This is a genomic window from Lutibacter sp. (assembly GCF_013139515.1).
GTDB lineage: Bacteria > Bacteroidota > Bacteroidia > Flavobacteriales > Flavobacteriaceae > Lutibacter.
Map to the genome: position 1 here is coordinate 1 of NZ_WTAR01000122.1, position 9,640 is coordinate 9,640.

10 protein-coding genes are annotated in these 9,640 nt (G+C 30.1%); 5 read left to right on the top strand and 5 right to left on the bottom strand.

Annotated elements, in window-relative coordinates; genetic code table 11:
- The first annotated feature begins 7 nt into the window (after nucleotides 1-7).
- The 3 genes from rplI to GQ540_RS10910 all read left to right on the top strand — a co-directional run bounded on the left by rplI (nucleotide 8) and on the right by GQ540_RS10910 (nucleotide 4,229).
- Complete coding sequence (gene rplI, locus GQ540_RS10900; protein ID WP_291800959.1) at nucleotides 8-463, top strand: 50S ribosomal protein L9; 456 nt, start codon at nucleotides 8-10, stop codon at nucleotides 461-463.
- Nucleotides 464-567: 104 nt separating this feature from the next.
- Nucleotides 568-3,696, top strand: coding sequence for a carboxypeptidase regulatory-like domain-containing protein (locus GQ540_RS10905; protein ID WP_291800942.1), 3,129 nt, complete (start codon nucleotides 568-570; stop codon nucleotides 3,694-3,696).
- 62 nt (nucleotides 3,697-3,758) lie between these two features.
- Entirely contained in the window at nucleotides 3,759-4,229 is a 471-nt protein-coding gene (locus GQ540_RS10910; protein ID WP_291800943.1) for a DUF6495 family protein, read from the top strand.
- Here the strand turns inward: GQ540_RS10910 and GQ540_RS10915 are convergent.
- Entirely contained in the window at nucleotides 4,204-4,893 is a 690-nt protein-coding gene (locus GQ540_RS10915) for an NAD-dependent deacylase (RefSeq protein ID WP_291800945.1), read from the bottom strand. The genes GQ540_RS10910 and GQ540_RS10915 overlap by 26 nt on opposite strands.
- Nucleotides 4,894-4,946: 53 nt before the next feature.
- On the opposite strand from GQ540_RS10915, the gene GQ540_RS10920 reads away from it, so the two are divergent.
- Nucleotides 4,947-5,630 carry an RNA methyltransferase gene (locus GQ540_RS10920; protein WP_291800947.1) on the top strand — a complete coding sequence of 228 codons (684 nt, stop codon included), beginning with the start codon at nucleotides 4,947-4,949 and terminating at the stop codon, nucleotides 5,628-5,630.
- On the opposite strand, the gene GQ540_RS10925 is transcribed toward GQ540_RS10920, so the two are convergent.
- From GQ540_RS10925 to GQ540_RS10940, 4 genes are all read right to left on the bottom strand, one after another.
- Nucleotides 5,617-5,988, bottom strand: a complete 372-nt coding sequence (locus GQ540_RS10925) for a hypothetical protein (protein ID WP_291800949.1) — start codon at nucleotides 5,986-5,988, stop codon at nucleotides 5,617-5,619. The two genes, GQ540_RS10920 and GQ540_RS10925, sit on opposite strands and share 14 nt — an antisense overlap.
- Nucleotide 5,989: 1 nt before the next feature.
- On the bottom strand, nucleotides 5,990-7,192 hold the full coding sequence (locus GQ540_RS10930; RefSeq protein WP_291800951.1) for an alanine dehydrogenase: 1,203 nt from the start codon (nucleotides 7,190-7,192) through the stop codon (nucleotides 5,990-5,992).
- The gene (gene tsaE / locus GQ540_RS10935; RefSeq protein WP_291800953.1) at nucleotides 7,185-7,601 is read right to left on the bottom strand and encodes a tRNA (adenosine(37)-N6)-threonylcarbamoyltransferase complex ATPase subunit type 1 TsaE; all 417 of its coding nucleotides are present in this window, start codon (nucleotides 7,599-7,601) and stop codon (nucleotides 7,185-7,187) included. Before tsaE ends, GQ540_RS10930 begins: the two co-directional genes overlap by 8 nt.
- Nucleotides 7,602-7,685: 84 nt before the next feature.
- Nucleotides 7,686-9,248: a bifunctional response regulator/alkaline phosphatase family protein gene (locus GQ540_RS10940; RefSeq protein ID WP_291800955.1), complete on the bottom strand. Its 1,563-nt coding sequence runs from the start codon at nucleotides 9,246-9,248 to the stop codon at nucleotides 7,686-7,688.
- 39 nt (nucleotides 9,249-9,287) lie between these two features.
- On the opposite strand from GQ540_RS10940, the gene GQ540_RS10945 reads away from it, so the two are divergent.
- Nucleotides 9,288-9,640 (top strand): HD domain-containing protein (locus GQ540_RS10945; protein ID WP_291800957.1); only part of this gene is annotated, 353 nt, incomplete at its 3' end.

Genomic DNA, 9,640 nt, shown 5'->3' on the forward strand with positions numbered 1-9,640 from the left:
AGGAATTATGGAAATTATATTAAAACAAGACGTTGAAAACTTAGGTTTTAAAGATGATATTGTAGCTGTAAAGAATGGTTATGGACGTAATCATTTAATTCCTCAAGGGGTTGCAGTATTAGCAACTACTTCAGCAAGAAAAGTATTAGCAGAAACTTTAAAGCAACGTGCTTTTAAAGAGGAAAAACTAATAAAAGATGCTACTAAAATTGCAGATGCAATTAAAGAGTTAGAAATTAAAATTATTGCTAAAACAGGCGATGGTTCTAAATTATTTGGCTCAATAAACAATGGTAACGTTGCAGAAAATTTAGCTGCTGCAGGACATGAAATTGATAAAAAGTTCATTAAAGTTGAAGGTGGAAACATTAAAAGACTTGGTAAATATAATGCTACAATTAGATTGCACAGAGCTGTAATTGTAGAATTACCAATTGAAATAATTGCAGAACAAAGTAATTAACAACATATAGTTAATAAACTAGCTAAAAGCTCACTATAATAGTGAGCTTTTTTTGTTTATATTTGTTCTCAAATTAACAAATCTTAATTTAATATTAATTCAAAATGAAGAAACAATTACTATTTTCATTACTTATCGTTGTATTTTATGTTGTTACTGGTTTTTCTCAAGTTACAACTTCAAAAATTCAAGGTTTAGTAAGTGACGACACATCTGCAGGTTTGTATGGTGCAAATGTTGTTGCAAAGCACATACCAACAGGTACAGTTGCTGGAGCAATGACATTAGAAAGCGGAAGGTACACATTATCAAACTTACGTGTTGGTGGGCCTTACACAATTACAATTAGTTATGTTGGTTTTAGAACCATTGAATATACGGATGTATATTTAAATTTAGGTAGTGCATTAGATATTGATGTACAAATGGTTGCTGAAAGCGAACAATTAAATGAAGTTGTTATTACTGGTAGTAAAAGTGCTACTTTTAATAATAGTAGAACAGGTGCTGAAACAAGCGTTGGTAAAAGAGAATTAACAAAATTACCAACAATTTCAAGATCTGCTTCAGATTTTACACGTTTAGAGCCATCAGCTTCTGGAGGTTCTTTTGGAGGTAGAAATGATCAATTTAACAACTTTACGTTAGATGGTTCTATCTTTAACAACCCATTTGGATTAGATGCTGCTACACCTGGAGGTCAAACAGGAGCGCAACCAGTATCTTTAGATGCTATTGAGCAAATTTCTGTTGCAACCGCTCCTTATGATGTAACTATGTCTGGTTTTACAGGTGCCTCTGTAAACGCTGTTACTAAAAGTGGTACTAATAAAGTTACAGGAACTGTTTATGGATTTTTTAGAAATCAAGATTTAACTGGAGATAAAATTAAAGGTGAAAATATTTCTGTGCCAAAATTAGAGCAAACACAAATTGGTTTTAGTATTGGAGCTCCAATTATAAAAGATAAATTATTCCTTTTTGTAAACTATGAAGAAGATAGAAGATCTGATTTAGGCCAAAATTGGTTACCTAATAATGGAGATTCGAATACTGCAATTAATGAATCAAGAGTGTTAGAAACTGACTTGCAAGAAGTACAAGCTGCTTTAGCAGGAATTGGTTATGATACAGGTGCATATCAAGGGTTTACACACAATTCTAATAGTACAAAAGGTATTATAAAGTTAGACTGGAATATTAATGAAAATAACCGTATGTCTTTTGTTTATAATTTTTTAAATGCTTCAAGAGATTTACCTGCACATCCAACAGCGCTAGGATTTAGAGGTCCAAGCTCTCAGATGCTACAATTTGAAAATTCAGGATACCAAATCAATAACAAACTAAAATCAGTTTTAGTAGAATTAAACTCTACATTGGCTGATAATGTAACTAATAAATTACAAGTTGGATATACTCACTTTGATGATTTTAGATCTCCAAAATCTGCTCCAATGCCAGCTTTTAGAATTCAAGATGGAAGTGGAGCAAATTATATAGTTGCAGGTCACGAACCTTTTTCTATTAATAATAAATTAGATCAAAAAGTATTTCAGTTAACAAATAACTTAAATATTAGTAAAGGAAACCATAACTACACAATTGGGTTTTCATTTGAAAAATTTCAATTTGACAACTCATTTAACTTAGGAGCTTATGGCTTAGGTGATAGTAGAGGTTATGTAGGTGCTTTCTTTGGTGATTTTGCAGATATGGATGGATTCCGTAATGGAATTGCAAATGGCTTATTAGCTGACGCAATGACAAATGCTCAAAATATTTTTGACAACAATAATGCAAATGATTCTTGGGCTTTAGCTGAAACAAATGTTGGTCAATTAGCTGTTTATATGCAAGATGAATGGAATGTAAATGATAACTTTAAAGTTTCTTATGGTGTTCGTTTTGATAAGCCATTATTCTTTGATTCAAATAAAAAAGCACAAGATGTAATTGATTTTCCTGGTAATTTTTATGCGCCAGATGTGCCTTATATTGATCCTTCAACAGGAGAAACCGTATTTTTTGATTCAACAAAAATGCCAAACAATGATTTCTTAATTTCTCCAAGGTTTGGATTTAATTGGGATGCTAAAGGAGATAAAACACTACAAGTAAGAGGAGGAACAGGTTTATTTACTGGACGTTTTCCATTTGTATGGTTAGGAAACCAAATTGGAAATCCAAATGTATGGTTTTACCAAGTTGTTGATCCAGATTTTAAATTTCCACAAGTATGGAGAAATAGTTTAGGATTAGATTACAAATTAGAAAACGGTACAATTTTAACTACAGATTTATCTTACACAAAAGATATTAATGGTGCACACGTTCAAAACTGGGGATTAGGTTTACCAACTGGAAGTTTACAAGGTGTTGATAATAGACCTGTTTATACAAGTGCTGATTTAGGAAATAATGCATATGTATTTACAAATTCTGATAAAGGAAGAACTTTTAATGCTTCATTTAAAGCACAAAGAACTTTTGAAAATGGATTGTATGTAATGGGAGCTTATAACTACTTAAACTCTAAGGATGTTAACTCAATTGAAGCTGAAATTACAGGAGATGCTTTTGCATTCAACCCATCTTTAGGGAATGTAAATAATGCTCAGTTAGCATATTCAAAATATGGAGATACTCATAGATTTATTATGGTTACCTCTAAAACTTGGAAATATGAAGCTAATAACAAATGGGAAACTACAATTTCTACATTCTATGAATATGCTCAAGGAGGAAGATTTAATTATACCTATGCTGGTGATATTAATGGAGATGGTTCTAACTTAAATGATTTAATTTATATTCCTACAGCTACTGAAATTGGTTCAATGCAATTTTCAGGAGCTGGACAAGCTGAAGCTTTTGAACAATTTATTCAACAAGATGATTACTTAAGCGATAACAGAGGTGGATATGCTGAACGTTATGGTGCTTTAGCTCCTTGGAGAGGTAAATTGGATGTGAAGTTTATTCAAGAATTAAAATTATCAGATACAAATTCTTTACAGTTTACAATTGATATTTTAAATTTTGGAAATATGATTAATTCTAATTGGGGGTTGGTTCAACAACCAGATGCTGTTCAACCTATTGGTGTTTCAGTTGATGGAAATGGAATTCCTACATACACATTTAGTGAAAATTTAAAATCTACATATGTTTATGATTCTAGTTTGTTATCTAGATGGCAAGCACAATTTGGATTGCGTTATACATTTTAAATAATTTGAAAATTATTATATTAAACCGCCCAATCTGGGCGGTTTTTTTTATTACAATTAAAATGAAATACAGACAATTAACTAAAGAACAATTTTCGGAATTAAGTAATGAGTTTTCTAAATTTTTAGCTACACAGCAAATTGATGTAAATGAGTGGACTAAAATTAAAACAGAAAACCCTTCAATGGCAGAAGAAGAGTTAAATATATTTAGCGATGTAGTTTGGGAAGATGTATTAACAAAAACTAAATTTTTAGAACATATTTCTGATAATGATATTAATTTATTTAAATGTAACTCTAAAGAAATTATTAGAATTTATATTAAGTTAAATGATCAAAGTAGAAGCTTTTTAAAAACTGATGATTTTAGTTGGTTTTTAAAAAATCCGTTAGATGATAGTATAGACTATTTTAAAGCTTCAAAAAAATATGAGTCTGATAGAAATTTAGAGCTTTTTAAACTGATTGAAATGGGAAGTCATATTTCAAAAGGCGAACTATTTACTACAATTTTTCAATTAATAGTTTAACTACCATTGGAACTCCAACTGAAGCATTTTTAGCTATAATTTTTAAATTTGAATAATTATGTTCTTCAATTGAAGGTTTTGGATCTATAAAATAGATTGGTGTATTAGGCTTAATAAAGTTTATTAAGCTTGCTGCAGGATACACTTGCATTGAAGTACCAATAATTATTAAAATATCAGCCATTGCAGTTATTTCTATCGCTTTATCTAACAGAGGTACAGCTTCTCCAAACCAAACAATATGTGGCCTTAATTGATGATTTTCTTCACATACATCACCAATAACTAAGTTTTTTCTCCATTCATATATAAGTTGTTGATTTTTAGTGCTTCTTACTTTTAATAGTTCTCCGTGTAAATGAACTACATTAGTACTTCCTGCTCGTTCATGTAAATCATCTACATTTTGGGTAATAATTGTAATTTCATAGTTTTTTTCAAGTTGAACCAATAAATTATGAGCTTTATTAGGTTGAACATTTAATAATTGTGATCTTCGTTTGTTGTAAAAATCGAGTACTAAATTTTTGTTGCGTTCCCAACCAGTAGGTGAGGCAACCTCCATAATATCATGGCCTTCCCATAAACCATCAGCATCTCTAAAAGTTTTAATACCACTTTCAGCACTAATACCAGCCCCAGTAAGAACTACTATTTTTTTCATATCTGTAATTTATTCAAAAGTAAAATTTTATATTTGAACAAAGTTAATTTTGAATGGTAGATTATAAATTTATTGAATACTTAGAACAATTTGTTACTGATAAAAGAAGAAATTTATTTAGGAAAGTATTAGATGATAGAACACGACATTTTACAGTAGCTATTGAGGATATTTACCAACCGCATAATGCGAGTGCTGTGGTAAGGAGTTGCGAAATTTTTGGAATACAGGATGTTCATGTAATTCAAAATAAATACAAGTTTTATGCTTCAAACCAAGTAGCAAAAGGTGCACAAAAATGGTTGGATTTTAAACTATTTAAGGAGAAAGATACTAACAATACATTGGCTTGTATTGACGATTTACGCAAGAAAGGATATAAAATTATTGCAACAACACCACATAATGACTCTTGTGTTTTACAAGATTTTGACATTACACAAAAATCTGCTTTCTTTTTTGGAGTTGAGAAGGAGGGGCTTTCAAAAGATGTGATGGAAAATGCAGATGGTTATTTAAAAATCCCAATGGTTGGTTTTACAGAGAGTTTAAATATTTCTGTTGCTGCAGCCATTATATTGCAAGATATGAATGATAGACTTAAAAAATCTGAGGTGAATTGGGAATTAAGTGAATTAGAAAAAAATGAGTTATATCTAAATTGGCTTCAGAAATCTATTAAAAGTATCAAAAAAATTAAAGAATATTACTATTCAGAAATTGCTATTGAAAAGTAATATTTTTAATTATGGCAGTTGAATCGCAGTTTATTACAGTTAACGTAATATCTTTTAAATTCTTTTCGCCTGTAATTTTGTATTCATAAAAGCAAGAATCTAATTTAACTTTATTTCTAATATCTACATCTCCGTTTGTTAAAATTTGAGAAATTGCAGTGGTGTCAATTCTATTAGAGTTTAAAATTATTAAAGCTTCAGAAGAAAAAGCTCTATGTTTAATTCTAATATTTTTTAAAACTCTAGCGTTTGGGCCATAATCAAATGTGGTTTCTTTTTTTCCTAAAAAAAATGTAACTACAATAATACCAATGGTTAATCCGCCTAAAAAATAAGGTAAACGTTGTTTAAAAGTCATTTTACAAAAACAATAAGTTAATATCTCTAAATGGTAAATTAAACCAATCTGCTACAACTCTATTGGTTAAAATTCCGTGGTAAAAGTACATCCCTTTTTGTAAACTTTTGTCTAAACGGGCAGCATTTTCAAAACCACCTTCTTCAGCAATACTTAATAGATAAGGTGTAAATATATTACTTATTGATACTGAGGCAGTTCTAGAATATCTAGATGGTATATTTGGAACACAATAATGTATAACTCCGTGTTTTCTAAATGTAGGTTTTTTATGATTTGTTATTTCAGAAGTATCAAAACAACCGCCTCTATCTATACTTACATCAACAATTACAGATCCTTCTTTCATTTGTTCAACCATTTCTTCAGTAACAATTACTGGTGAACGAGATTTACCTCTTAAAGCTCCAATAGCAACATCACAGCGCATTAAAGCTTTTTGTAAAGTTTTAGGTTGTATGGTTGATGTGTAAATAGATCTTCCTAAATTACGTTGTAAGCATCTTAATTTTGTGATAGAATTATCAAATACTTTTACGTTTGCACCCAAACCAATGGCAGAGCGAGCTGCAAATTCACCAACAGTACCAGCGCCTAAAATAACAACTTCACTTGGTGGTACACCACTAATGTTTCCTAATAAGAGTCCATTTCCTTCATTATCATTACTCATAATTTCAGAAGCAATTAAAATAGAGGCGGTTCCAGCAATCTCACTTAGTGATTTTACAATAGAATAGATACCTTGTTCATCTCTAATATAATCGAAAGCTATAGCAGTTATGCGTTTACTGGCAAGTGCTTCAAAATATTTTTTGGTTTGAGTTTTTAATTGTAATGCTGAAAATAATGTGCTTTGCGGATTAATTAATTTAATCTCATCCAATGAAGGTGGTTCAACTTTTAAAATTATTTGACAACCAAAAGCTTCCTTTACATCGTATGAAATTTTAGCACCAGCTTCAGAGTATTCATTATCAGAAAAATTAGCTCCATTTCCTGCTCCAGTTTCAATTACAAATTTATGTCCTTGTGCTGTTAATGCGCCAACGGCATCGGGTGTTAAACAAACTCTTTTTTCTTGATAATGGGTTTCTTTGGGAATTCCAATAACAAGTTCGCCTCTTTGCTTTTTAATTTCTAAAGTTTCTTCTTGTGGAAGTAATTCGTGTTTGCTAAATGGTGAAGTAGCTTGTTTACTCATTATTAATAAGTTCTATAGTTCGTTGTTGATTGCTGTTTGTGGTAATTGTAATACTTACTGAGTTTAAAGGTAGTAAATTTTCAACTTTATTGGGCCATTCAATTAAACACCAATTATCACTATACAAATATTCTTCAATTCCCATATCCATAGCTTCTTCCTCATTATCAATTCTATAGAAGTCAAAGTGAAATATTGTATCGTTATTTTTTGTATGATATTCATTCACTAAAGAAAAAGTAGGAGAACTAACAGTATCTAAAACTTCTAATTGTTTTACAAGTTCTTTAATTAATGTTGTTTTTCCAACACCCATTTCTCCATAAAATAACAATACTTTGTGTTCAGCAAATTGTAGCACTTCCTTCGCAATTTCTGGTAATTGGTGTAGCGAGTAATTTTTAATCATACAAAATCAGTTATCAGTTATCAGTTATCAGTTATCAGTTAAATTTTCTGAGAACTGCTAGCGTAAACTATATTTATTATCATATTATTTCGGTACAAATATAGCACATGGAATTATCATTTCCTCTAAAGAAATGCCACCATGTTGATAGGTGTTTTTAAAGTACTTTACAAAATGGTTGAAATTATTTGGGTACGCAAAGAAGTAATCTTCCTTTGCGAAAATAAACGAACTATTTATTGAAATTGATGGTAATCCAATTTCTTTAGGATTTTTAACAGCATATACTTCCTTATCTTCATAAGAAAGGCTTCTTCCAGTCTTGTAACGTAAATTTGAACTTATGTTTTTATCACCAATTACTTTTGAAGGAACGTTAGCGTTTATGGTTCCGTGATCTGTAGTTATAATAAGTTTAAGTCCTAAATTTTGTGCTTTTTGAATCATTTCAAGCAAAGGAGAATTCATAAACCAACTATTAGATAAAGACCTGTAAGCCTTATCATCACTAGCTAATTCTTTAATAACTTCCATTTCAGTTTTTGCGTGTGAAAGCATATCAACAAAATTATAAACAATAACCGTTAAATCATTTTCTTTAATACCATTGAAATTATCAGCAAGTTGCTTACCAGATTTCAGATTGGTAATTTTATAATATTCAGCTTTTATATCAACTCTAAGACGTTTTAATTGTGCTTGTAAAAAATCTTCTTCATATAAATTTTTTCCACCTTCATCAGTATCATTTTTCCAATAATTTGGATGTTTTTGTTCCATTTCTAAAGGCATTAAGCCAGAGAAAATTGAATTACGCGCATATTGTGTAGCTGTAGGTAAAATACTGAAATAAGGAATTTCTTCTTCTTTTTTATAATATTTTGTAATTGTTTTCTCAAGAATATTGAATTGATCGTAGCGCAAATTATCTACAACCACCAGTAATGTTCCTTTTGATTTTTTTACTTCAGGAAGAATTACATTTTTAAATAAGGTATTTGATAAAATAGGTGCATCATTATTATTATTATTATTAGAATGAATCCAGTCTGAGTAATTTTTTTTAATAAATTTAAAAAACAGTGAATTAGCTTCCTGTTTTTGACTTTCAAGAATTTCAATCATACCAGAATCGCTAATGTTTTCAAGCTCTAATTCCCAATACACCAATTTTTGGTAAATTTCAATCCATTCTTCATATGAATTTACCATCGCCAAATCCATCGCTATTTTTCTAAATTCTTGTTGATAGTTTGATGTGGTTTTTTCAGAAACTAAACGAGAATGATCAAGATTCTTTTTTAAACTCAATAATATTTGATGTGGATTTACAGGTTTAATTAAATAATCAGCAATTTTATTACCAATGGCATCTTCCATAATATATTCTTCTTCACTCTTGGTAATCATCACAATAGGCAAGTTTGCTCGCTTACTTTTTATTTCAGTTAACGTTTCCAAACCACTTAAACCAGGCATATTTTCATCTAAAAACACAATATCATAATTATGTTCATCACACATGTCAATTGCATCTGCGCCATTATTACAAGTTGAAACGGTGTATCCTTTTTTCTCTAAAAAAAGAATGTGTGGTTTTAAAATATCTATTTCATCATCAACCCATAAAATGTTTATCTCACTCATATTGTTATCTTTGTTAAACTTATTAAAAAAATAATTGTTTTGACCGGAAAAAAAACGAACAAACTCAAAATACTAAACGATCCAATTTACGGTTTTATTACTATTCCAAACACTTTAATTTGTGATTTAATAGATCATCCTTATTTTCAGCGATTAAGACGTATTTCTCAAATGGGTTTATCTCATTTAGTGTATCCAGGAGCACATCATACACGTTTTCATCATGCTATTGGAAGTATGCATTTAATGCAAAAAGCTGTACGGAACCTAAAACTAAAAGGAGTTGAAATTTCAGATGAAGAAGCGAATGCACTTTGTATTGCTATTTTATTGCATGATATTGGTCACGGAGCATTTTCACATGCATTAGAGCAAAGTATTGTCACCGGAAT